Origin of the sequence: Streptomyces sp. NPDC059852 (assembly GCF_042731455.1) — a bacterium.
In the GTDB taxonomy this organism is placed as follows: Bacteria; Actinomycetota; Actinomycetes; order Streptomycetales; family Streptomycetaceae; genus Streptomyces.
Map to the genome: position 1 here is coordinate 14820 of NZ_JBHWJK010000036.1, position 24039 is coordinate 38858.

At 69.7% G+C, this 24039-nt stretch carries 20 protein-coding genes and 1 pseudogene; 8 read left to right on the forward strand and 13 right to left on the reverse strand.

Annotation, left to right across the window (positions count from 1 at the left end):
* The first annotated feature begins 107 nt into the window (after positions 1-107).
* Positions 108-890, forward strand: coding sequence for an SDR family oxidoreductase (locus ACFV46_RS31120; protein ID WP_385500688.1), 783 nt, complete (start codon positions 108-110; stop codon positions 888-890).
* Between the two features lie 234 nt (positions 891-1124).
* On the opposite strand, the gene ACFV46_RS31125 is transcribed toward ACFV46_RS31120, so the two are convergent.
* The 3 genes from ACFV46_RS31125 to ACFV46_RS31135 are packed head-to-tail and all read right to left on the reverse strand — an operon-like array spanning position 1125 to position 2508.
* Positions 1125-1766 carry a hypothetical protein gene (locus ACFV46_RS31125; protein ID WP_385500690.1) on the reverse strand — a complete coding sequence of 214 codons (642 nt, stop codon included), beginning with the start codon at positions 1764-1766 and terminating at the stop codon, positions 1125-1127.
* Between the two features lie 8 nt (positions 1767-1774).
* The gene (locus tag ACFV46_RS31130) at positions 1775-1897 is read right to left on the reverse strand and encodes a hypothetical protein (protein ID WP_385500692.1); all 123 of its coding nucleotides are present in this window, start codon (positions 1895-1897) and stop codon (positions 1775-1777) included.
* A gap of 26 nt (positions 1898-1923) precedes the next feature.
* Positions 1924-2508 (reverse strand): TetR/AcrR family transcriptional regulator, encoded by a 585-nt coding sequence (locus ACFV46_RS31135; protein ID WP_385500694.1) that lies wholly within the window; start codon positions 2506-2508, stop codon positions 1924-1926.
* A gap of 260 nt (positions 2509-2768) precedes the next feature.
* Here ACFV46_RS31135 and ACFV46_RS31140 point away from each other — a divergent pair.
* Positions 2769-2861: pseudogene (locus tag ACFV46_RS31140) on the forward strand (IS5/IS1182 family transposase); the annotation flags it as partial.
* A 73-nt stretch (positions 2862-2934) separates the two neighbouring features.
* Here ACFV46_RS31140 and ACFV46_RS31145 read toward each other — a convergent pair.
* Entirely contained in the window at positions 2935-3291 is a 357-nt protein-coding gene (locus ACFV46_RS31145; protein ID WP_385500695.1) for a hypothetical protein, read from the reverse strand.
* Positions 3292-3439: 148 nt separating this feature from the next.
* Between ACFV46_RS31145 and ACFV46_RS31150 the strand changes: the two genes are divergently transcribed.
* Complete coding sequence (locus tag ACFV46_RS31150) at positions 3440-3760, forward strand: ATP-binding protein (protein ID WP_385500739.1); 321 nt, start codon at positions 3440-3442, stop codon at positions 3758-3760.
* Between the two features lie 189 nt (positions 3761-3949).
* Here ACFV46_RS31150 and ACFV46_RS31155 read toward each other — a convergent pair whose 3' ends face one another.
* From ACFV46_RS31155 to ACFV46_RS31165, 3 genes are all read right to left on the reverse strand, one after another.
* Positions 3950-4870 carry an NAD-dependent epimerase/dehydratase family protein gene (locus tag ACFV46_RS31155; protein WP_385500696.1) on the reverse strand — a complete coding sequence of 307 codons (921 nt, stop codon included), beginning with the start codon at positions 4868-4870 and terminating at the stop codon, positions 3950-3952.
* Positions 4822-5355 (reverse strand): hypothetical protein, encoded by a 534-nt coding sequence (locus ACFV46_RS31160; RefSeq protein WP_385500699.1) that lies wholly within the window; start codon positions 5353-5355, stop codon positions 4822-4824. Before ACFV46_RS31160 ends, ACFV46_RS31155 begins: the two co-directional genes overlap by 49 nt.
* A 319-nt stretch (positions 5356-5674) precedes the next feature.
* Positions 5675-6883 carry a saccharopine dehydrogenase family protein gene (locus ACFV46_RS31165; protein WP_385500700.1) on the reverse strand — a complete coding sequence of 403 codons (1209 nt, stop codon included), beginning with the start codon at positions 6881-6883 and terminating at the stop codon, positions 5675-5677.
* Between the two features lie 70 nt (positions 6884-6953).
* Here ACFV46_RS31165 and ACFV46_RS31170 point away from each other — a divergent pair, with 70 nt between their 5' ends.
* The 4 genes from ACFV46_RS31170 (at position 6954) to ACFV46_RS31185 (ending at position 10938) form a co-directional block, all read left to right on the forward strand.
* Positions 6954-7529, forward strand: a complete 576-nt coding sequence (locus ACFV46_RS31170; protein WP_361934638.1) for a TetR/AcrR family transcriptional regulator — start codon at positions 6954-6956, stop codon at positions 7527-7529.
* A gap of 107 nt (positions 7530-7636) precedes the next feature.
* The gene (locus ACFV46_RS31175) at positions 7637-8563 is read left to right on the forward strand and encodes an acetoacetate decarboxylase family protein (protein WP_385500702.1); all 927 of its coding nucleotides are present in this window, start codon (positions 7637-7639) and stop codon (positions 8561-8563) included.
* Positions 8564-8571: 8 nt separating this feature from the next.
* Positions 8572-10158, forward strand: a complete 1587-nt coding sequence (locus tag ACFV46_RS31180) for a succinic semialdehyde dehydrogenase (protein ID WP_385500704.1) — start codon at positions 8572-8574, stop codon at positions 10156-10158.
* 69 nt (positions 10159-10227) lie between these two features.
* A complete protein-coding gene (locus ACFV46_RS31185; RefSeq protein WP_385500707.1) occupies positions 10228-10938 on the forward strand; it encodes a type 1 glutamine amidotransferase domain-containing protein in 711 nt (236 codons plus the stop codon).
* Positions 10939-11226: 288 nt separating this feature from the next.
* Here ACFV46_RS31185 and ACFV46_RS31190 read toward each other — a convergent pair whose 3' ends face one another.
* From ACFV46_RS31190 to ACFV46_RS31205, 4 genes are all read right to left on the reverse strand, one after another.
* A complete protein-coding gene (locus ACFV46_RS31190) occupies positions 11227-13305 on the reverse strand; it encodes a hypothetical protein (protein ID WP_385500708.1) in 2079 nt (692 codons plus the stop codon).
* A 663-nt stretch (positions 13306-13968) separates the two neighbouring features.
* On the reverse strand, positions 13969-15450 hold the full coding sequence (locus ACFV46_RS31195; RefSeq protein ID WP_385500709.1) for a SulP family inorganic anion transporter: 1482 nt from the start codon (positions 15448-15450) through the stop codon (positions 13969-13971).
* Positions 15451-15455: 5 nt separating this feature from the next.
* Positions 15456-16034, reverse strand: coding sequence for a carbonic anhydrase (locus tag ACFV46_RS31200; RefSeq protein WP_361934621.1), 579 nt, complete (start codon positions 16032-16034; stop codon positions 15456-15458).
* A 1287-nt stretch (positions 16035-17321) separates the two neighbouring features.
* Complete coding sequence (locus tag ACFV46_RS31205; RefSeq protein WP_385500711.1) at positions 17322-17981, reverse strand: TetR/AcrR family transcriptional regulator; 660 nt, start codon at positions 17979-17981, stop codon at positions 17322-17324.
* A gap of 492 nt (positions 17982-18473) precedes the next feature.
* Here ACFV46_RS31205 and ACFV46_RS31210 point away from each other — a divergent pair, with 492 nt between their 5' ends.
* A complete protein-coding gene (locus ACFV46_RS31210; RefSeq protein ID WP_385500712.1) occupies positions 18474-20363 on the forward strand; it encodes an RICIN domain-containing protein in 1890 nt (629 codons plus the stop codon).
* Between the two features lie 194 nt (positions 20364-20557).
* Here ACFV46_RS31210 and ACFV46_RS31215 read toward each other — a convergent pair whose 3' ends face one another.
* Positions 20558-22819: a xanthine dehydrogenase family protein molybdopterin-binding subunit gene (locus tag ACFV46_RS31215; RefSeq protein ID WP_385500714.1), complete on the reverse strand. Its 2262-nt coding sequence runs from the start codon at positions 22817-22819 to the stop codon at positions 20558-20560.
* A 10-nt stretch (positions 22820-22829) separates the two neighbouring features.
* The gene (locus ACFV46_RS31220; protein ID WP_385500717.1) at positions 22830-23975 is read right to left on the reverse strand and encodes an XdhC family protein; all 1146 of its coding nucleotides are present in this window, start codon (positions 23973-23975) and stop codon (positions 22830-22832) included.
* Between the last annotated feature and the right edge of the window lie 64 nt (positions 23976-24039).

Sequence of the window (24039 nt, forward strand, 5' to 3'; positions counted from 1 at the left end):
ATACGAGCATATGCTCCTATCTTGGAGGTGGCAAGACCGCCCCTCGCGCGAAGGCCGGCAGCAGGGGGACACTGACAGGCATCGCGCACACCAGAGGACCACTCACCATGCGCATCGCAGTCGCCGGAGCAACCGGCAACATCGGAGCCCGCACCGTCGCCGTTCTGGAGCAGGCCGCACACGACGTCGTACGGATCAGCCGCTCACACGGCATCGACCTGACCAGCGGGGACGGCCTCGACACCGCGCTGACCGGCGTCGACGCCGTCGTCGACGCCACCAGCCACGCGGCAGCCGACCGGGAGGAGGCAGTGGCCTCCTTCGGCGCCGCCACCTCCAACCTGCTCGCCGCCGAGGAGCGGGCCGGTGTCCGTCACCACGTCCTGCTCTCGATCGTCGGCATCGACCGGGTGGACGGCAACGCCCACTACGCCGGCAAACGCGAGCAGGAGCGCCTCGTGGCCGAGGGCCCGACACCGTGGACGATCGTCCCCTTCACACAGTTCCACGACTTCGCCGCAACGGTGACGAGCTGGACCGAACACGACGGCGTCGCCGCCGTCCCGCCGCTGCTCCTGCAGCCGATCGCGCCCGAGGACGTCGCCGCCGTCCTCGCCGAGACCGCCACGGGCGCACCGCAGGGGCGCCACCGCGACGTCGCCGGCCCGGAACCGCAGGACCTGGTCGACATGGCCCGGCGCACCAACGAAGCGCGCGGCCACCCGGTCAAGCTGGTGCCCACCTGGTCATCGCCGCTCGGCCCGGAGATGGCAGGCGACGCCCTCCTGCCCGGCAAGGACGCCCGCATCGCGCCGACCACCTTCGACGACTGGCTCGCCGATCCCCGAGAGCACCCGCCCTTCCTGCCGACAGCCCCCCGCCGGCCTTGAGCACTCCGCGCCGGCAGCGCTCACGAAGCCACGTGGTCGCCGGCGGTCAACCCACCAGCGACCGCTCCGGCCACGACGCTGACGAACGACCGGCGACATCGACCGCGCCGCACACGCTCTGCAGCACGCTGCGGGCGGCGGGCGTCGACCGCAGGTGCGCGGTCACGCGGTCACACATCGCAGGACACGATCCGCAGGCGAGGAGCGAGCCGCCCGAACAGGTCGGCGGTGAGGTCACCGCCAGGCAGGCGGGATGGCGCCGAGCTGCTCGAGGACGTCCCAGCCCGCCGGGCGGGCCGCGGGCTCGCTCCACGGGGCTGCGAGAGCGACCCAGTAGCCGCGGCGGGTACGGATGGCCCGCATCGTCTCCCCGTCTGCGGGGTGCCCCAGATCGTCGATGCCGGACTCGCTGCCGCAACACGGGCAGAGCATCCCGGTCGGCACGCCGTCACGCCAGAACGACGGCCCGGCCAGACCGCAGATCCGGCACACGGTCTCCATCCCCAGCGACCCGGACACGGCCCGCTCAAGGACGCGTCGTTCCCGGTCGGCCGCAGGCGGCGGCGGGGTGCGCCACGACGCGGGGATGTTCATCACCTGCTGGAGCACGTCCCAGTCCCGCGGCCTGCTGCGCGGACACCACCACCGGGCACCGTGCCCGATCCACCATCCCCGAAAATCGTGCAGACCCCGGACACCGCCCCACGAACCGGGCTCCGATCCCATGTCACCGATACCGGACTCACTGCCGCAGCACTCACAGACGGCCGAGGTCGGCCAGCCGTCCTCCCAGAAGATGTCACCGTCCCAGCCGCACATCCGGCAGAACCCCTCCGCGGGGACCCGCGCGCCCGGCATCGTCTGGCTGTCCGGCATCCTCAGCATCACTCCTCGGGAACGTTGTGCATCTGGCGCGGGAGAGCCCAGTGCCTTGCGGTGGCGGGTGCCGCCGCCGGGCGGGCGCGGCGGATCTGCTGCGCCGGCGCCTTGCCGGTCCGGCCGGGCACGGGTGCGAGCATGCCGTGCGGGGGCCTCACGCAGCGGTCGCGGTGTTGTGTGCGGTATGGGCGACGACGGCGGCCCGGGCGGACGACTTGACCGCGTCGACGACTGCACGGTCCTGCAGCAGCCGCCCGCAAACCAGAGCGCCGTCGATCAGCAACCCGAGGTGTGCGGCCAGCACGGCCGGCTCCGCCGCTCCCGCGGCACCGGCGAGGCCGGTCAGCCACTCCTGACGGCGCCGGATATGGGCGACGGTCGCCGCATGGGCCTTCCAGTCGAGCTCGGCCTCGACCGCCGCGCTGACGAAGGGACAGCCGAAGAAGCCATGACAGTCGAAGGAGGCCAACAGCGCATCGAACAGACCCACCACCTGCTCGGCCGGGCCGGGCCCGGCGGCCTCGGCAGCAGCCCGCAGCCGCCCCATCCACGACTCGTCCGTACGCCTCAGATAGGCCGCGATCAGACCGCCCCTCGAGCGAAAATGCGCACACAACGTGGACTTCGCCACCCCCGAATCCGCAAAGACCCGATCCACCCCCACTCCCCGCAGCCCATGACGATGGAAAAGACCCACAGCCGTGCCGAGAATCCTCTCCTCGGTATCCGTCCTGCGCACACGCGTCACCATACAAAACAGACCAGTCCGCCCTGCTCGCCTACCAGCTCGCGCACCGGGCCGGGCCGTGTCAGCGGCGGGGTGCGGCCATGGACGCGAGAGGACGGGTGCCGCGAAGCGCGCAGTGGTGATGGCCGCGTTCGGCAGTCCCCTCGAGGTGCGGGAGATCAACCGACCCAAGCCCGGGGACGGGCAGGTGCTGGTGCTGGTGCGGGTTTATGCCAGGGCTGGCGCCGGAGGCACAACCTGAGGACGGCGAGGTCATCCCGCGTCGCTGGGTCGTCGAGCGGTCATTCGGCTGGCTCATGAATCACCGCGGGCTCGCCCGACGAAACCCATCCGCGCTGCGAGGCGGTGACCCGTCTCGCGATGATCGACCTGCTGAGCCGCAGGCTCACCCGAGGATCGACGGCGAACTGGAAGGGCTCATAGCCGGCGGGCCACACTGACCCGCGCGTCCTCGCCCCGCATCGCCTGTGGCCAGCGGTCATCGATGACAACCGCCGCTTCCCGGCAGACGCCGCAGGCGTTCTCCCGTTCCGGCAGCCACCAGTGGTCGGACGGTGACATGCCGATGTCCTGGATCCCGCACAGCGTCTTGTCGAAGATGCCGAAGGCGTGGGAGACGCCAGCGGCGAGACCATCCGCGACGGCCGTCTCCCAGCGCATCTCCACGGGCAGATACGGCGGTCGCAAGATCTCGAACCACTCACCGCCCACATGCGTGGCGGCATGACACCACAAGCAGGACCAGATCTCCTCTTCCCAGGCCGTCTGCGCCACCGGCCACCGCCACATCGTCTGGCCGCACACATCGCACTCCACCGACGGATCCTCACACGTCAGCACGGTCCGCCCCAAGCAATGGCTTGCGCCAGTCATCTAAGGAACCCCACGAAGGACGAACCGCTCTTTTGGCACTGGCCGTTCCCTGTCGGGTCTCTCTGAGCACGTCTGGCGACGAGGTGGTGCTACGTCGCTCACCCACGTCTTCGACCGGTTCTATCGCGCCGACAAGGGCCGCAGCCGTGCCGACGGAGGCAGCGGGCTGGGACTGGCCATCGTGGCGGCGATCACGGACCTGCACCACGGCAGGATCCGTCTGGACAGCGTTCCCGGCTGTGGCACGCGGGTGGACGTCCGTCTGCCCACGTCCCGCACCGGGCCCGTACCGGTCGATCGGGACACGCTGCCGCGATCGTCGGCAGATATAGCTGAATACGGCGGCCGGTCCCGGGGAGCCCGCTCATGACGAGCGGGCAGACCCGTCCGTCAGACACGGCCGTCCAAGGCCGCGAACTTCTCCTCCAGGTCAGCAAGGAAGCTGTCGCCACCGGGCAGCATCCCGGCGATGGCCCAGAGCGGAGTGCCTGTGGGAGCCCCTGAGCCGCTCTCGATGATTTGGCGTGCGAGTCGACCGGCAAGAGGGCTCGTCGACGGATCAGCCCGCGAGAATCCGCTCCTCTCCCTCCCGATAGCTCGTGATCTGGAATTCGGGGAAGCGGGCCGCGAACTTCGAGCTGTCGAAGATGTTGTCGTCCTGGTAGCGGGCGAGCAGTTCGTACATCTCGTCGAGCGGCTTGACGAAGCGGCGCCCGAGGCGGAAGGCCAGCATCGGCAGCACCGTGTAGCCGATCTTGCGGCCGGTGACTTCGCCTGCGATCTCGATGAGCTGGGCGTAGGACTTCCGGTCCGGGTCGACCGGAAGGTGCCACGTCTGGCCGTAGGCATCCGGCGTGTTTCCGAGCAGGGCGAGAGCGCGGCTTGCGTCGGGGGTCCAGATCAGGGAACGCTGGGCATGGGCGTCGATCGGGACGAACGGCCTCTTGCCTGCCTTGATCCGGTCGAACACCAGCGAGTTCGTGTAGCTCGTCGTCTTGCCGGGACCGTAGAACTCGGGCGCCCGGCCGATCAGCGCTTCGACCTGTCCGGCCCGCACGGCTTCGAGCAGCATGGTGGCGATCTGTCCGCGGACCCGTCCCTTGCGTCCGCCCGGTGCGAATGCCGTCGACTCGGTCTGGGGCGTCGGCGTTCCGGGATACATGTAGGTGTTGTCGAAGAAGACGAGCTTTGTGCCGTGTTCGGCGCAGGCGTCGATGACGTTGCGCATCATGACGGGGAACTGTCGCTCCCACAGCTCCGAGTCCAGGGGCAGGCCGACGGTGAGATAGGCGATGTCGCTGCCAGCGACGGCACGGCTGGTCGCGTCGGCGTCGGTGAGGTCTGCGGCCACGAGCTCATCGGTGTCGTTCACCCTCACCGGCTTGCGGCTGACGAGGCGGATGTCCTTGGTGTGGCTGCGGTGGAGCTCGTTCACGAGCTCGTCGGCGATCGGTCCGCCGGCGCCGAGAACGGTCTGCATGGGGTCTCCTTGAGATGGATGGTGTGGGTGAGGGCGGCAGCTCGACTGCGAGGAGTGCCGTGCCACCACGTGACGATGTGGTCGACCACCGTGGCCGGGGTGCGGACCCAGCCGATGTGGTCGTTGGTCGAGCCTTCGGGAACCTGGTCACTGGTGTGGTGCCAGCGTGTCACCGAGGCGGGCGAGAAGAGGCGAGCGACGTCGTCGACGGCCTTGAGCGGCGACAGTGCGTCGTTGCCCAGGCTGATGACGAGGGTCGGTGTGTTGATCGGCTGGTCGACCGCGTACGGCGGTCGGCCGGTGAGCACCATGCGGGCCCATTCCCGCATCAGGGTGCGGGCCCCGGGGCCACCGAACGTCGACTTGGGGAGGTAGTCGAACACCCCTGTCATCGCCGGGACCACCATCGCCGCCATGGCCGCGACGTGGAGGCCTCCATAGGCGTAGTGCCGGTAGCGCGGGATGGCACCGGCGACCGTGATCACGCCGTCGGTCGGCGGACGGGTGAGCTCGTGTCCGGCTACGAGCTGTCCCCCGAGGCTGTGACCGAGAAGGAGCACTGGCCGCGCGGGTCACGCTGCCCGCGCCGCGGCGACGGATTGTGCGATGTCGTCGATCTCGTCGTGGTAGGCCCAGTCCTCGCGTCGGCTCGCACGTGGTTCGCCGCGCTCTCACCCTCGTCGGCGCAGCGCTCGGGCTTGCCACCCGTGTCGCTCGAATTCGGCGACCAGTGGCCGGCAGTAGCCGGAGCCGATGGCCATCGCCGGCGAGATGAGAACGATCGGCGTGCTGGTGCCGCCCCTTTCAACGTGCGGCATGGGGCGCCCTCCGCGAGGTGATCACGGTGAAGGAGATGTCGGCGTCGCCGAGGCGGCGCAGCAGGTTCTCTCCCATCGCGGTGGCGGTGGTGACCTGGCCGGCGGTGGGTGGGTTGTCGTCGAAGGCGAGGGACAACGCCGACTCGGCCAGCATCTTGGCTGTCTCGGTATAGCCGGGGTCTGCACCTCTGACCTGGGTGTGTACGGTCTGGCCGCCGCCCTCGCCGATGATGTCGACGGTGAACCAGGTGCGATCGCGCCGCTCCGCCGAGGGACCCTCGCCTTGGGGGATGTGTCGGCCGATGGCGCGGCGCAGGAGCGGGACCTGCACGGCTGCCAGGGCTACGGCGGAGCCGGCCAGTGCGCCGGCGACGGTCGCGACGCGGCGGACCCCGGCGTAGTGGGAGTAGGTGAAGTCGGGCCCGTAGTCCGGGCGAGCGAGCGCGGAGCGTCGTACGACATCGGTGTCGATCGTGGGCAGCGGGATCAGCCAGGTCCCGAGCGTTCGGTCGCGGCGGGGGCGGCCGACGCGGGTGCGGACCTGGCGTCCGCGCGGTCGCGGCTCGAGACGGCGGCGTGCGGCCCCGGCCTGCAGCATTGCGCGCGGTCGCGACAGCTGGCCGAGACCGGAGTGCAGCGTGCCACCGGAGATGGTGGCGTTGGTGCGGACCACTCCCCGAAGGGTCACCGGTACCCCGGGTGGGAGCTGCTGGACGGTGAAGAGCACACCGAGGTCGTGCGGGATCGAGTCGAAGCCGCAGGCGTGGACGATGCGAGCACCGGTCCGCTCGGCGGTCGCGTGGTGCTCGACGTACATCCGGTCGACGAACTCGGGCTCGCCGGTGAGGTCGACGTAGTCCGTGCCGGCCGCAGAGCAGGCCGCGACCAGTGGTTCGCCGTGCTCCAGGTAGGGGCCGACCGTGGTGATCACGACCCGCGTGGACTCGGCGACGCGGGCCATGGACTGCTCATCCGAGGAGTCGGCGTGGAGCAGCGCGATGTCGTCCAGCTGCTGGTTGATCCGGAGGAGACGGTCACGGACGGACTCCAGCTTGGCGTGGTTGCGTCCGGCCAGGGCGAGCCTGGCGCCGGGGGGAAGATGGGCAGTGAGGTACTGGGCGGTCAGAGCGCCAGTGAAACCGGTGGCGCCGAGGAGCACGACGTCGAAGGGGCGCGCCTGCGTGTAGGGGGACATCGGGCAGTGGTTCCTCCGGACGTGCGCTATGTTTACAGTGCTCACGCAGCATAGGAAGGCGAAGTAAGCAGTGTCAACTTCAGAGAAGAGTGGCTACCATCACGGCGATCTGCGGGCGGCGCTGCTGTCGGCCGCGATGGAGATGCTGGAGGGTGGCGAGCCCTTCTCCTTGCGTGCCGTCGCACGCCGGGCCGGCGTGTCGCCGACCGCGCCGTACCGCCACTTCAAGGACCGCGACGCCCTGGAGTCCGCCCTGGCCGTCGAGGGATTCCGGGACTTGCTGGCCGACCTGGACGGCGGGCGCGGCCTGCCCGCCTCACTCCCGGACCTGGCCGAGTTCGCCGTCGCCTATGTCGCCTTCGCCCTGCGGCGCCCGGCCCTGTTCCGCGTGATGTTCGGCAAGCCGTGCGACGACGCCGACGACGAGCGGGTCAAGGCCGCCGACGCCCTGCACGAGCTGCTGGCCGACGCACTCCATCACGTCTCCCCCGAGGCGGACGCCTCGGCCCTGGCCTCGGCCGGCTGGGGGCTGGCCCACGGACTGGCCTGCCTGTACCTCGACGGCAAGCTGCAGGCCGCCTCGGGCGAGGAAGTCGCCGACCGGGTGCGCAGCGCCTTTCTCGCCATCACATCGGTCGGCTCCTGACGCGCACCGCCCGTCCGTCGCGCGCCTCACACCCTCCATTGTTGACGGTGCTCACATCCCGGTGTCATGCTCGGTGTTAACACCGCTTACATCGGAGGAGAGCGCCCATGGCATCGACCACCAGGCCGACCGACCGGACCGTACAGGTCGACCTCGGGGGGCGTCCCGTCACCGTCCCGGAAGGCGGCCTCTACGACCGGTTCCGCATGGAAACCGACCTCGACGAGGTCGAGCGGGACCCGCGGGTCGGCAACGTCGACTTCTTCCGCCGGATGCCGAAGAGCCGCGTGGACTCCCGCATCGGACCCACGCTGACGCCGAACTTCTACTACCGCATCTCTTCCACCCGGCTCACGATGCTCGCCCCGACCAAGGCGATCCGGACCCGACTGCCCCGTGAGCTGGACCCGCTCGAGATCGCCCCGGGGCTGGGCATCGTCTCCGTGATGGCCTTCCGGTACGACGTGTGCGACATCGACTTCTACACCGAGGCCGCGGTCGGCGTCGCCGTGAAGCCGGCGCGGCACGGTGGGCTGGGACTGTTCGACCTGGTCACCGGACTCAAGAACGACTCCCTGCACTCCTACGTTCTCTCGCTCCCGGTCAGCACCGAGATCGCCCAGGTCCGCGGCCACGACGGCTACGGGTTCCCCAAGTGGGTCACCGACCTCGACGTCGACATCGACACCGAACGCACCTCCACCAGGGTCGCCAACGACCAGGGCGGCCTCGACCTCGCGCTGTCGGCGCCCACACCGAAGCAGACCGCCCGGCCCACCGGCGCACACGTCTCGACCCTGACCTCGTACACCACGATCGAGGGCGCCTGGCACTCCACGACCAGCCAGATCAACATGCTCTCCTCGGGCACGACGCGGTTCCCCCGCGGCTTGGACCTGCAGCTCGGCCAGGGCCGAATGAGCGACGACCTGCGCTCTTTGAAGCCGATCCGCACGATCCAGCTCGACGTCACCACCGAGGGTCAGCTGGCTCTGCACATGCCCGTGCCCACCTCCATCCAGGACCGGAGTTGAGACCCACGATGACCACCACGCACACCGGCCACGTCGACGCCGCCCTCCCGACATCGCTGACGCCGGCCCGGCTCGCCCGCCTGGCCGGCCTGGTGGCCGCCGGTCCCCGCGCCCAGCGGGTCACCACGACCGCGCCCTACACCGGCGCACCGCTCGCGGACCTGCCGGTCTCCACCCCTGGCGACGTCGAGGAGGCCTTCGCCCGGGCACGCGCCGCCCAGGCCGGCTGGGCGGCCACCCCGGTGGCCGACCGCACGCGCATCATGCTGCGCTTCCACGACCTCGTCCTCCAGCGGCAGGAGGAAGCTCTCGACCTGATGCAGGCCGAGAGCGGCAAGTCCCGTCGCGACGCGTTCCTCGAAGTGAGCGACATCGCGATCACCGCCCGCTACTACGCGCGCAGCGCACGGCGGCTGCTCTCACCCAAGCGCCGCAAGGGTGCGATCCCGGTGCTGACCCACACCACCGAACTGCACCACCCCAAGGGCGTCGTCACCGTCATCTCGCCCTGGAACTACCCGCTCAGCATGGCCGCCGGCGACGCCATCCCCGCCCTGATGGCCGGAAACGCCGTCGTGCAGAAGCCCGACACCCAGACCGCTCTGACTGCGTTGTGGGCCCTGTCCCTGATGCGCGAGGCGGGCCTGCCTGCCGATGTCTGGCAGATGGTGATCGGCCGTGGCAGCTCCATCGGAGACGCGCTCATGGCCGGCGGGGACTACATGATGTTCACCGGTTCCACCGCCAGCGGGCGCCGGATCGCGCGCGACGCGGGCGAGAGGCTGATCGGCGCGTCCCTTGAGCTTGGCGGCAAGAACGCCATGGTCGTCCTCGCCGACGCCGACATCCACAAGGCCGCCGCCGGCGCCGTCGCCGCTTGCTTCCCCTCGGCCGGGCAGCTGTGCGTGTCCATCGAGCGGCTGTACGTCGCCGACGAGATCCACGACGCGTTCGTCACAGCGTTCACCGAACGAACGCGGGCCATGCGCCTGGGCGCGGCCTACGACTTCTCGATGGACATGGGCTCGCTCACCACCCCCTCGCAGCTCGAGACCGTCAGCTCGCACGTCGACGACGCGGTGGCGAAAGGCGCGACCGTGCTGGCCGGAGGCAGGGCCCGGCCCGACCTCGGCCCGCTGTTCTACGAGCCGACGATCCTGGCCGATGTGACTCCGGAGATGACGCTGTTCGACCACGAGACATTCGGCCCCGTGGTGTCGATCTACCGCTACCGGTGCGTCGACGAGGCGGTAGCGATGGCCAACACCACCCCGTACGGCCTCAACGGCAGCGTATGGGGCCGCAACGGCGCCGAGGCCCGCGAAATCGCGGGACGGCTGCACGCCGGTACCGTCAACGTCAACGAGGCGTTCGCCGCCGCCTGGGGCAGCGTCGACGCCCCCATGGGCGGCATGGGCGACTCAGGCCTTGGCCGCCGTCACGGCGCCGAAGGGTTGCTCAAGTACACCGAAGCCCAGACCGTCGCCCACCAGCGCCTCCAGGGCTTCACCCCGCCCCACTGGATCGAGCACGAGCAGTGGGCGCGGATCCTGACCCGAGCATTCAAGACGCTGCGTGCCCTCGGCATCCGCTGACCGTCCACTGGCTCCGGCTACGACGGCCTGTCACCTCGCCACCCCGGTCCGCATGAAGGAAGATCAGCCATGACCAAGCGCGTCCTCAACGTCGTCACCAACGTCGGCCACTACGACGACCCCTCCCAAACCACCGGCCTGTGGCTCTCCGAGCTCACCCACGCCTGGCACATCTTCGAGGAACGCGGCTACGAGCAGACGCTCGTCAGCCCGGCCGGCGGCGCGGTGCCGCTGGAGCCGCGCGCGCTGAAGTTCCCGAACTACGACAAGACCGCCAAGACCTGGCGCACCGACCCCAGGAAGATGGCGCTGCTTGAGAACACGGCGAGCCCTGACCAGATCGACCCATCAGAGTACGACGCGATCTACTTCACCGGCGGCCACGCGGTGATGTACGACTTCCCCGACAGCGAGGGCCTGCAGCGCATCACCCGCGAGATCTACGAGCGCGGCGGCATCGTCTCATCGGTCTGCCACGGCTACTGCGGCCTGCTCAACACCCGGCTCTCCGACGGCTCGTACCTCATCGCGGACCGCAAGATGACGGGGTTCGCCTGGACCGAGGAGGTCCTCGCCCGCGTCGACAAGCTGGTCCCCTACAACGCCGAGGAGAAAGCCAAGGAGCGCGGCGCGCTCTACGAGAAGGCGACACTGCCGTTCGTCTCCTACGTCGTGACCGACGGCAACCTCGTCACCGGCCAGAACCCGGGCTCGGCCAAGGCCACAGCGAAGAAGGTCGTCGAATCCATCGAGGGCGACGCGGCCAAAGAGCGAGGCTGAGTCGAAACGCAGTCCTTCCGTGACGCAAGGTCCCCAGGTGGATGTCTCCGGCTTCAGCAAGCGGCCGAGGGCCCTGGTGTGGGCCAGGCTCCACCGCGCGCCCGACAGGCTCGGTGCCCGCAGCGAGCTGGCTAATCCCGAGCGGACCGCCCTGCCCAGGGGATCGGGTCCCGGTGACTGAGTAGCCCCGCTGACCGATCACTCAAGTCGCCTTTCTCACCAGCTCACCTCGCTCAAGCAGCGGCGGCACCACAGGTGTCCACCACCGCACCAGACATCCGCACACCGTCAGCCGACCCTCCCTGGGCCTCCACCCCGGGGCAGGCGTGCGGCCTCCTCCAGCGTCTCCCGTTCTGCCGTTCCGTTCTCCGGCTCGTCCGCGCCGTCCGTGCCGGCACGTTGGAAGGGGATCACGACGTCGTGGCGTCGGTCCGGGTCAGGTTCGGCCCGTTCTGCCGTCGACTTGTCGGCCAGGGCGTTGACGGCAGCATTGAACCGCTCCACGGACGTGGGACGGTCCGGGCCGAGGACGTACTCCTTGAGGCTACGGCGGTGCGGTTCCATCGGGTCGTGTCCTGGTGCGCGGACCGACCTGAGGATCTCCGGAAGCCGGCTGCAGGCGCGGTCGAGCAGGTAGGCGCCGCCCGCGGTGGTGTACGCGGCCCGGAAGTCCTCGTCGGGCAGATCCTGGGCGTTGGTCAGGGCATACGGCTTCAGGCTGGCCACAAAGTCGGCGACGACGGAGGAGACGTCGCTGATGAGCATGTCCGCCTGGTTGAAGCACTCGTAGAGCGTGGGCAGTTGCCCGGTGATCACCTGGTGGCGGACCACCCCCTGGCTCTCCCAGTGGAGCTCGTGCCAGGCGGCATGCAGTGCGTTCCATTCACCGGCGCCGTCGTCGTTCGGCAGGTGTGCGTCGCGGGTCTGCTGGGCGTGGTCGCCACTGTGACGGCCTGTCAGCTCACCCAGGCGGGCCCGTAGCTCCTTCAAGCGTGGGGCGGCGGCTTCGGCCTGGGATGCCTCGTGGCGTTCGTTGTCGGCGTCCAGCAGCTCTCGGATGGTCCGGTCGGCGGCGGCCGCCTCGGGCGAGCGCTTGCCGGTGAGAGGGTGCGGTTTGTAGAGAACCCGCACGTTCTCCGCGAGGAGCCGCTCGACCAGGCGTACGCCCATCGGGATCAGGGAGGTGTGACAGTCGTCGTCGCTCCACCCCTCCCAGGTGGGGGCGTACAGGACGGTCGGCAGCGGACTCACCGGGGTGTGTTCGGAGGCCGGGCGGATCGGCGCCAGCTGAGGACGGCCCACCTCGACGATGGCCTGGTTGCTGATGGCGTGCCGTACTCGCTGGTATCGGTCGCGGCCCGCGCGGCCGGCCACCCAGATCTCGTCGTAGACCTTGCTGACCCGGTTGCTGCTGGCGAGCTTGTCGCTGTCGCCGTGCCCGATGAAGACGTGCTTGGCCTCGGCGACCCGCAGCATGTGCACGTTCTTGCCGGCGTTGCCGGGATAGAGGACGACCCGGACGTCGGGCAGTTCCAGCTTGGCCAGGTCGTCGGCCTTGGGGACACAGATCACGGGGAGCCGGGTGCGGCTCAGGTATCGGAACGAGGCGTGCTCACGCAGGATGATCAGCGCGCGCCGGTCGAGCTGTTCCAGGGTCTCGATCCACATGTTGACCTGGTACATGAAGTCCCGCGACACCGAGGCGAAGCTGAAGTACAGCGCCACCTCGGACCGGTATCCGGCCAGTTGCCGGTTGACCTCGGAGATCACCTCGTCCGGCGTCGGCATCCGGCGTGCCCGGCGCAGTTGCGCCAGCATGGCCAGCACTGCGGCCAGGGACAGCACCGACGTCAGCGCGAAGCCGGTCTCGGCCGGGTAGCTGGTCCCTGCCGCAAGCGCGGCCAGCAGTCCTATGTGGGCCGGTACATCGAGGTGCAGCAGCTTGCGCAGGAACCGGCGATACAGCAGAGCGGGCGGGCTCTGCGGGATACCAGCCGCGCTCATGTCGAGATTGCGGACGGCCATGGGCAGCTCGCGCCGGCGACGCACAGCGTGGTGCACGGCGGTGTACAGCATGACGAGTGCGAAGTGCAGGCTGAAGGCGGCCAACCCGGCAACCAGGAGGGTGGTCGGCACGTCCATGCGCTGGGCCAGGACGAGCAGCAGGGCCGTCCGCACGGCGAAGCGCAGGGTGCGGTCGAGCTGCAGCGCCGCCAACCGGCGCACGAAGGCGGGCGCCCGCACGTGCAGCGCCTCGTCGGCCGCGTAGGTCACGGCCGAGGCCACGGCGAAGCCCCACAGGGACGGCATCAGGGCGAACACCGGCAGGGCCGCGAAAGCGGTGCCGAACAGAAGGACGAGGACCAAGTCGGCCGTCCCTCGCACACGCAGCACGGCACAGAGCCAACGGATCAACATGGCAAGGGTTCCCTCTTCGGAAGGCTGAGCGAGGCGGCGGCGCCGCAATACACCCGTTCGACATGAGGAAGATGTGGAAGGTTGTACACCTGAACGCAAGTAGAGGTTGGCCTTCCGTTCGCGGTGAATTCCTGTGCGCCGCAGGACCGAGACCTCCGGGACCGAGTCGGCCGTCACCGCTTCGCCGGCGCTCGCGGCGCGGGCCCTCACGGGGTGGGTCCCTCGGGCCGGTCAGATCCAGCACCGTGAATCCCAGCACAGCCCGGACGGTTCAGGGGTCCATGTAAGCCCGGTCAATCCGGCTGGGCCATCTGGGAGACGGCGAACCTGTAGTCCTCCACCTTGACCAGGCCGGCGCGATCGCCGCGAACCCGGGCTCCGGAACCTCGCCCGCGAGGCGACCGAGGCAAGAGACGCCCTGCTCGTACTGCTTGACGACCCGCGCTCGCCGCGAGGTGGACGACCCCGGCGGAAGTGGCCGTCACGGCCACCGTCACCAGTGCTTGGAGCTTTCCGGCCTCCTCACCCAGAGGTCCGCATGTCTCCTCCTGTGAGGATGTGCCCGGTTCCCGGTCCGGGGCCGCAGACGGCCCTGGACCGGGAGGCGCCGGGCTACGGGGCGGGAACCTTCACCAGCTCCGGTCCCGTGACCCGGACGGGTTCCGTGCCGACCGCGCTGTGCCGCTCGGCCCAGTTCTCCAGGGCCGTACGGCAGGCGTGGTCCAGGTGATGCAGACCGGAGAGGTCCAGCTCCACGGGACGGTCCTGGGGCAGCGACTCCAGGCTGTCGAGGATCTTCGGCAGCCTGAGGAAGGTCGCGTTGCCCGACAGGTGGGCCTGGATCGGGCCCGCACCCTTGTCGACGATCTCCAGCCTGAGGTGTGAGGCCTCCCAGGCGGTCTTGACGACGGCCAGGGCCAGACCGATCAAAACGCCCTCGAACATGTTCACCGCGACGATCGAGACGGCGGTGGCCACCAGGATCAGCGCCTCGCCGCGGTGGTGGCGCCACAGCGACACGATCTCCCGGAAGGGAATCAGCTTGAAGCCCGCGTGGACCAGGATGCCGGCGAGCGCGGGCAGCGGGATCAGCGCCAGCGTCGAAGGCAGCAGGGCCGCGAACAGCAGCAGCCACACGCCGTGCATGACCCGGGACGCCTTGGTCCTCGCGCCCGCCTGGACATTGGCGGAACTGCGCACGATGACCGCTGTCATGGGCAGCGCGCCGAGTGCGCCGCACACGGTGTTGCCCACGCCCTGGGCCATGAGCTCCTTGTCGTACTCGGTGCGCGGACCGTCGTGCAACCGGTCCACGGCCGCGGCGCTGAACAGGCTCTCGGCGGAGGCGATCAGGGTGAAGGCGATGATCGTGCCGAAGATGGCGGGGTCGGAGAGTTCACCGAAGGCGTCCATGCCGGGCGGCTGGATCGAGGCCAGCAGGCCGTTCACCTCGACGGTGGCGACGGAGAGGCCGAAGGCCTGGGTGACCAGGGTGGCGAGCAGGACCGCGGCGAGCGCGCCGGGCACGGTCTGCGCCTTCTTCGGCAGCTTCTTCCACAGCACGAGCACCGCGATGGTGCCCGCGCCGACGGCGAGCGAGGTGAGGGCCGTGGTACTGCCGAGCGCGTCGATGACGGCGCCGGGCAGGCCCAGGATCTTGTCGAGTCCGGAGGCGGGGGCCTCCTGGCCGGCCGCCGAGTACAGCTGACCCGCGATGATCACCAGACCGATTCCGGCCAGCATGCCCTCGACGACCGAGACGGATATCGCGCGGAACCAGCGCCCCAGTTTCAGGGCTCCCATGACGAGCTGGATCAGTCCGGCGGCCAGCACGATGACGCCGAGCGCGGGCAGCCCGAACTCGTTCACCGCCTCGAAGACGAGGACGGTCAGACCGGCCGCGGGTCCGGAGACCTGGAGGCTGCTGCCCCGCATCAGACCGGTGACAACGCCGCCGACTATCCCGGTGACGAGGCCGAGTTCGGCCGGGACGCCGGAGGCGACAGCCACTCCCACGCAGAGCGGGAGCGCGACCAGGAAGACGACCAGGGAAGCGGCGAAATCCTGCCGCAGGTGGGGGTATGTGGGCAGCATGCCGATCACAGACCCTCGAACGCGTCGGTCTCGGTGCGGTGGACGCGCACGGCGCCCGTGTGCACCTCGTAGTACCAGGCGTGCAGGGTCAGTTGGTCGTCGGCCAGCCTCTTGTCGATGAACGGGTAGGACCGCAGGCGCAGCACCTGGGCCAGGACATGGTTCTGCACGCCCTCGGCCACTTCCGGGTCCTCGGTCCTGCCGGACGGACGCGGGGTGGCGTGGTTGAGCCAGTCTCGCACGGCAGGGACGGCGTCCAGGTCGTCGCCGCGGACCAGGGCGCCGACGGCACCGCAGTGCGAGTGCCCGCAGACCACGATGTCGCGGACGCCCAGCACCTCCACGGCGTATTCGATGGTGGCCGCCTCGCTGGTGGGGCGCTCCGAGGCGTAGGGGGGAACGATGTTGCCCGCGGTGCGCAGCTCGAAGAGCTCGCCCGGGCGGGCGCCCGTGATCAGGGCCGGGACGACCCTGGAATCCGAACAGGTGATGAACAGAACTTGGGGGGACTGGCCTTCGGCCAGCTTGGCGAACTCCTCAGGGCGTTGTCCGAACGTACGGGCGTTGTCGATGAGGGGCTGCATCTGGTGACTCCTCCTGGCGCGCTGTGGGGGCGCGTCGGGCTTACCTGGCGCGCCGATGGGCGCGTCGGTTGGCATGACAGGTGGGGGAACAGCGGTGGGAACCGCCCTGCCGTCAGCAGCGGAACACTTGAAGTGCCGCCGCGGAGTGGGCTGTCGAGGGTCTCGACAGGGGGAACTCGCCTGCTGCCACCCGCTCGGGCGCGGCCGCCGGCTCCCCGGCAGACAGAGGACGCGCAAGCCCCGGAGGGGCGAAGTCGACGGCGCGGTGCCGGTCGCGGGTGCGCAGGGGGCGGGTCGGGTCCCCTGCGTGGTTGCAGTGGCGTGTGCCGGAGGCCTCGGCGCGTGAAGCCTTCCCGGAGAGCTTGGTTGCACTCTGTTCTTTGACCTCGGCCTGACGGCCAGTGTGCGCGGTTGCGAATTCCCCGGAGGATGCGAAGAAAGGGAGTGCGAGAAGGACGGAAGCGACGACCGCTACCAAGGTCCGTGCCGTTGCACCTCGGAACATGCGCCCCCCTCCCGGCGGCCCACACGTCTAGTCCGGACCAAGCATTGGTCAATGGTTGGTCAAAAGACAGATTAGCTCAGCGAAGTTGTTTGCTGGGTTAACTTATCGTTTCCAGCTGAAGAGAGGCTGAAGCCCGAGGGTCGCTGACGCGAACTGGCCCTTGACGTGCAAGGTTCGACGTCTGCGTGGTCACCGAGTCGAAAGCGCAGCGAGACCGGTCCAGGTCGCCGCGGGAACCGAGTTCATCGACACCGGGCGGTGCAACTCGGCAGCCTCCAAAGCTCGGCCCGTAGGGGGCGGGCACCTCCTCGTGCAGGAACTCCTGGCCGAGGGATGGGTGCTGGTCGCCTCACCACCTGCCAGCTCCCGGGAGCTCGGCAGGAATCTCCGACCCCTCCCCCGGGCCCTTGGGGTGCAGGCGCGGCTTCTCCTCCGGGCATCCGATATGCCCCAGGCCGCACGATCGGCGGCCGAGAAGAACGAACGTGCCGTTCCGGCCGTGGAGACCGGGGCTGCGGCCTTCTTCCATAGCGACCGCCCCCCAATCCTCAGCAATCGCCTGACCGAGGCATGGGTCGCCCTCCGTCGAGCCGTACTGGCCTCGGGAACGGCACCGGCACCCGGCCTGCCGGGACCTGGACCGGCCGACTGCCCCGTACGCCGACTTGGACCGGATGCTGACCGTCCCCCACCAGCAGCAGATCGTCGTGGCCGACCTGCACCACTTCACCGAGCGCATCCGTCTGGGGTGGACGCCGTTCCGGGAGCATTCGGTAGCGGGCTCAAGCGGTCGCGGAGAAGCGCTCAGGAGCAAGGTGTGCGAGCAACGACGTGATGACCAGATCCGTGGAGGCCACCATGTCCACGTGCTCCGAGGCAAGCAGCCATTGCACCTGGAGACCGTCCATGACGGCGATGATGGCGTTCGCCGCGTTCTGCGCGGCCGGCGTCTTCTCCTCGTCGAGTCCGCAGGCTTCGATCACGGCGTCAGCGACGAAGGCGCGCAGGCCGGCATAACGGTCCCGAAAGTAGGCCTGGGCCGGGTGGGCGTCGGTGACAGACTCGGCGGAGAGCACTGTGTAGAGCCTGACGATGCCCTCGCGCTCAGCGTTCCGGCGGGCGGTGGCGACGAGATGACGAAGAAACTCAAGGCCTTTCGGGCGCTCGGTGCCGAGTTGCTCGATGTCTGCTTCGTCGCGGAGTTCCAGGACACTGGTGAGCAGCAACGCCTTCGATCGGAAGTAGTGCAGCACGCCGGCCTGGGTCAATCCCACGCGGTCGGCGATCTCCGCCAGGGATGCGTTGTTGTAGCCGCGGGCGGCGAAGGTATCCGTGGCGATATGCAGGATGTCCTGCTGCCGCCTCCGAGCTTCGACGCTGCGCGGGGCGCGCGGTGTAGCCCTGGCACTGCGGGCAGGTTTGCCTACCGACTGGTCACTCACCCGCGACAGCCTACGCCGCGCCACGACGGTCAGTGATGATCTTTGCGCCTCCCGGACGGATTGGTGCAGACCACTTACTGAGTACTTGGTAAGTGTGCTTTCATGTCGCCCACCCGCCGTTGCGCCCATGAGGAGCCTCATGCCGTCTCCCTTGGCAACAGGGCCTCGCGGCCCCAGATCCGGTCCGACTGCTCCGCAGCGCGGCCGGAGTGTTCCTCACCGGAGTCGAGCAGGTCCCGCTGGTCTCCTTGCATCGCTGCGCCGGCCCTGGTTCGGCGTCGGGCGTCGGATGTCGCAGCGTTGCGTACGAATCGGGAGGGACGGGCGGGAGACGGAAGTGCTGCGGCCCCTCCCCCGCGGTCGGCCCTCCAAGCCGGCCCGCACGACCCCGAGTGCACCACCCTTCGAGCCCCGGTCGGCTCGCCGTTCTCCCCAATCCGGCAAGTCGATTGGCACACCCCCACGCGTCACCGACCGAAGGAGACCCGCACCGTGTCGAACCGCTTCAGGACTCGCCCGCCGAGAGCTCGGGCGGCTGCCCTCGTCCTGGCCCTGGCCGTCGCCGGCCTCGGCCTCACGGGTGGTGGAACCGCGCAGGCCGCCGCTGATCCCGTCGCCCAGGTGTGGATCACCACCCCGGACGGCACCCGCAAGCTCAGCCCAGATGGCAGCGCACCTTTCACCGGCTCCCGACAGTCCGTGGACATCCGCGTCGACGCGAACACCCGGGGGCAGCGGTTCACGGGGGCCGGCGCCTCGGTCACCGGTGCGTCGGCCCACCTCATACAGCAACTGCCGCAGGACAGGCGCAACGACCTCCTGCGGTCGCTGTTCTCGACCTCGGGTGACGGGATCGGCCTTTCCTACCTGCGTCAGCCGCTGGGCAGCAGCGACTTCGACGCCACGAACAACCCGCACTCGTACGAGGACACGCCCGGTCAGTTCTCCATCGAGCGGGACCGGGCAGAGATCATTCCGGTCCTCAAGCAGGCGCTCGGTGTCAACCCGTCCATCCGCTTCATGGGAACCCCTTGGTCACCTCCGGCGTGGATGAAGACCAGCAACTCGCTCAACGGCGGCAGCCTCAAGCCCGAGCACTACGGCTCCTACGCCGACTACCTGGTCAAGGCGATCCAGGCCTACCGGCAGGAGGGCATCACCCTCACCGATCTCAGCGTCCAGAACGAACCCGAGTTCGCCACCAGCTATCCCTCCATGTCCATGTCGTCGACGCAGCAGGCGGATTTCCTCAGGGTTCTCGATCCCAGACTCAGCGCGGCCTCGCTGCCGACGAACATCCTCGCCTTCGACCACAACTGGGACCACCCCAACTACCCCCTCGAGGTGTTCTCCCGGACGTCCGGGATCAACCGCATCATCGGCGCAGCCTTCCACTGTTATGGGGGGCAGCCCTCCGCTCAGCAGCAGGTCGTCAACGCCGGCAAGCGTGTCTTCTTCACCGAGTGTTCCGGGACCGACAGCTCCGATCCTGCCGCCACGTTCGGAGACAGCCTGCGCTGGCAGGCGGAGAACCTCGTCGTGCAGAACATGCGCAACGGCGGCGAGACCGTGGTGACCTGGAACCTCGCCCTCGACCAGAACGGCGGCCCGCACCAGGGACACTGCGCCAATCGCTGCAACGGCGTGGTCGAGATCGCGAACGGTAACGTCAGCAAGGGTGCGGAGTACTACTCGCTCGGCCACATCAGCAAGTTCGTCAAGGTCGGCGCCACCCGCATCGGCTCCACCAGCCAGGGCGGCGGAGGGATCCAGAACGTCGCCTTCCAGAACCCGGACGGCACACGCGTCGTCTACGTCGTCAACACCGGCGGAACACAGCGCTTCTCCATCACCGACAACGGCCGCTCCCTCACCCACACCCTGCCCGCCGGCGCGGTCGCCACCTTCGTGTGGAACCCGTCCGGCGGCGGTGACCCGACCGGGCCGATCGACACCGGCGCCTGGCACCGGGTGGCCAACACCAACAGCGGTGCCTGCCTGGACGCCACCGACTGGGGTACCGCGAATGGCACCCTGCTCCAACAGTGGTCGTGCGGCGACGGGGCCAACGAGAAGTGGCAGTTCCGCTCCACCGGTGACGGCTACTACCAGGTGGTGAACCAGCACAACAACAAGTCCTGGGATGTGGACGGCGGGGCAGGCGCAACCGCGGACGGAACCAAGGTGCACCTGTGGGACTACGTCGGCGGCACCAACCAACAGTGGCGTGCCGAGTCCCTCGCCTCTGGGCAGTACCGCTTCGTGGCACGGCACAGCGACAAGTGCCTGGCAGTGGACGGATCTTCCACCGCCAACGGCGCGAAGCTGTCCCAGCAGAGCTGCTCCGGCTCGACAGCCCAGTCCTTCCGCCTGACCAGCTGACCTGACGGTTCGACCTCGAAGATGGTGGGGCACAGCCGACCGGCGGCCCCACCACCAGCTGGAACCAGCCGCCACAAGGGTGCGCCCACACGCCGACCAAGTGGTGGGGTCCCGGCCCCTCTCAGACGGCTCCGACAGTCGTCGTCAGCTGCTCGGAGACTTCCCAGACGCGTGCGGCAGGCCCCGTTCACCGATCACAGGTGCTCGATCAGCTTGTCGAGGGTGATCGGCACGTCACGTACCCGGATCCCGGTGGCGTTGTAGACGGCGTTCCCGATCGCGGCCGCCGAGCCCACCGTGCCGATCTCCCCAAGACCGCGGGCGCCGAGGCTCCTGGTCCCGACCTCCTCACTGCCGTCGCCCAGCGGCCCGGTGAGAACGGGGTCGGGCCGGCCGAGCAGGTGCACGTCGATGTCGGGGACGTCGGCGTTCACGGGCAGGAGATAGTCGGCGAGCGTGCTGGACGCCAGGCGCCCGGTGTCGAGCTCCAGCGGGTTCTCCTCCAGCAGGGCATGCCCGATACCGAAGATGACGCCGCCGACGAGCTGGCTGCGGGCGGCCCGGGAGTTGATGACGCGGCCGACGTCCGCGACCGTGGTGAATCGGGTGACGCGGGTCTCGCCGGTGAACCGGTTGACCCGCACCTCGCAGAAGTGGGCGCCAAAGCTGTGGTGCACATACCGCGGGTCGGCGTCGCCGGGTGACTCGGCGAGGGCGGTGATGCCTGGTGAGCCGACGGCGGCGAGCAGGCGTCCGAAGGTCATCGACCGCCCTCGGCCGTCCAGGACGCCGTGCTCGTAGCGCAGATCGTCGGGGCTCGCTCCGTGCCACGGCGACCTGTCGTCGGTCACGGCGAGGCGCTTGAGCTCGTTGATCGCGTCGCGGGCGGCGTTCACGATCAACGGCACGGTGGCGTGCGTGGCGCTGGAACCGGCGGCGGGCGCGCCCTGCGGCAGAAAGCTGTCGCCGATCTCGGGGGTCACTCGCGTCAGCGGGATCCCGAGGGCGTCGGCGCCGGAGATACCCACCATGGTCGCCCCGCCGGTGCCGAAGTCCGAGATCCCGGTCGAGACGACGGCGGTGTCGTCGTCGAGCAACCGGATCCGCACGCTCGCGGCCCGGCGGTGCGCCGGGTAGATGGCGGTGGCCATGCCGGTGCCGTACAGCCACTGCCCGTCGACGCGTGAGCGAGGCGTGGCGCTGCGGGCCGACCAGCCGAATCGCCGCGCGCCGACGCGGTAGCACTCCTCGAGGTGCTTGCTCGACCACGGCAAGCCCGTGGAAGGGCTTCTGGTGGCGTAGTTGCGCAGCCGCAGCTCCACCGGGTCGACGCCGGTGGCGACGGCCAGCTCGTCCATCGCCGTCTCCAGGGCGAAGGACCCTGGTGCCTCGTTGGGGCCGCGCATCGCCCGGCTCCCGGGGATGTCGAGGGCGGCCAGCTGTGCATCGACGTGCAGGTTCGGCGTGCGGTAGAGGGCGTCCGTGGTGGCGTGCGCAGGAGTCATGGGGAAGGTGACGGTGGTCGGGCGCTCGGAGACACTCTGGTGGCTGACGGCGTTGAGGACGCCGTCGCGGGAGGCACCCAGCCGGACGGTCTGCGTGAGCTGGGGCCGGTGACCGGTGAGGGTGAACATCTGCTCGCGGGTGAGGACGAGCCGAACCGGACGGCCGATCTCCCGGGCCGCGGCGGCGGCGAGCGGCGTGTCGCTCCACAGGATGACGCGGGCGCCGAAGGCACCGCCCACGTACTTCGTGATCAGGCGGACGTTCGGGGGCAGGACGCCGAGCCGCTGGGCCGTCCCGAGGGCGTACGCCGAGGGAACCTGCGCGCCGGCATGGATGGTGAGCTGGTCACCCTTCCAGACGGCGAGGACGGCGTGGGGCTCCATCGCCGCGTGGTGTTGCATCTGTTGATGGAACTCGGCCTCCACGACGACGTCGCTGGCGGCGAGCGCGGCGTCGATCGAGGGAACGCCGGACGCCAGGATGGTGAGGCTGCTCGGTGACCCGCTGATGGTGGGGCCGGCCGGAACGTGGGGCTCGTCCGCGATCGAGGTGCGCGGTGGCCGAGTGTCGTAGGTCGCGGTGACCCTGGCGGCGGCATCGCGTGCCTGCTCGGGGGTCTCGGCGACGACCATCGCGATGGCCTGGCCGTGGAAGTGGACCTCCGCGTCACGCAGCGGGACGTAGTTCTCGACGAAGCCGGCGAGCGGGCCGGTGAGGGGATACAGCTCCAAGCGGGGGTCTGGCGCGGCATAGACACGCAGGACACCGGGCGAGTCCAGCGCGGCCGCCGTGTCGATGCCGGTGAGGGTGCCTCGCGCAACGGTGCTGGTGACGAGATGGGCGTGCGCGAGGTCGGCGGCGCGGTAGTCACCGGAGTACTCGGCCGCGCCGGTGACCTTCAGCCTGCCGTCGACGCGCTCGGTCTCGCGTCCGACTGGGGAACGGGACATCGTGAATCCTTCAGCTGCTGAATGCGAGTGCGCCGGTCGTCGGGGCACTGTGGTGGATGGGGACTCCGGTGCTCAGGGGCGCCCCCGAGCCTCCGTGCCGGTGGGCCACGACCTCCGCCGCGATCGACAGCGCGGTCTCCTGCGGGGTGCGTGCCCCGAGGTCGAGGCCGATGGGCGAGTGCAGGCGATCGATCTCACCGCCGGTGAGACCGGCGTCACGGAGCCGGGCCAGGCGTTCCTCGTGGGTGCGGCGGGAGCCCATGGCCCCCACGTACGCAACCGGCATGCGCAGCGCGGCGGTCAGGAGCGGAAGGTCGAACTTGGGGTCGTGGGTGAGCACGCACACGACGGTGCGCCGGTCCAGCAGCCCGGCCTCGGCCTGGGACCCGAGATAGCGATGCGGCCACTCGACGACGACCTCCGCGTCCGGGAATCGTTCCGGGGTGGCGAACGTGGCCCTGGCGTCGCAGACGGTCACCTGGTAGCCGAGGAAGGAGCCGAGCCGGGCCAGCGCGGCGGCGTGGTCGATGGCGCCGAAGACCAGCATCCGAGGCGGTGGGGAGCTGCTCTCCACCAGCAGGGTCATCGGCTCCCGGCAGCAGCTGTCGGCCACCCCGAGTTCGAGCGTGCCGGTCCGCCCGGCGTGCAGGGCACCGCTGGTCCGTGCCTCGGCGACCTGGTCGAGCAGTTCGTCCCCGAGGGTCCCTGCGACCGATGTCCCGGGCCGCACGGCGATCGCCCGGCCGAGGTGGGTCTCCGGGCCGCGCACGATCGTGGCCACGGCCACCGCCCGGCCGCCCGCGGCATCGGCCAGAGCCGATTCGAGCCATGGCTCGGTGGCCGGGTCGTGGTGGCGCAGGAAAAGCTCGATGGTGCCGCCACAGGTCAGACCCACGTCGAACGCGTCGGCGTCGCTGTACCCGAACCGCAGGGCGCGGGCTCGGTGGTCCCCGGCCAGCATGTCCCGACACGCCTCGTGGACCGCGGCGTCGACGCACCCGCCCGACACGTTGCCCAGCACAGTGCCGTCCGCGTTCACGACCAGGGACGAGCCGGGCTGCCGCGGAGCGCTGCCGGCAACGTGCGTGACGGTGGCGGCCACGAACGGGATCCCGCGACGGACACGTTCGACCAGGTCAGTGGCGATCTCAAGCATGTGCGCCGCCAGATCCGGGACCGCCTGCCGCGACCGAGTCATGCCGGGCGGGGCCACGCCGGCC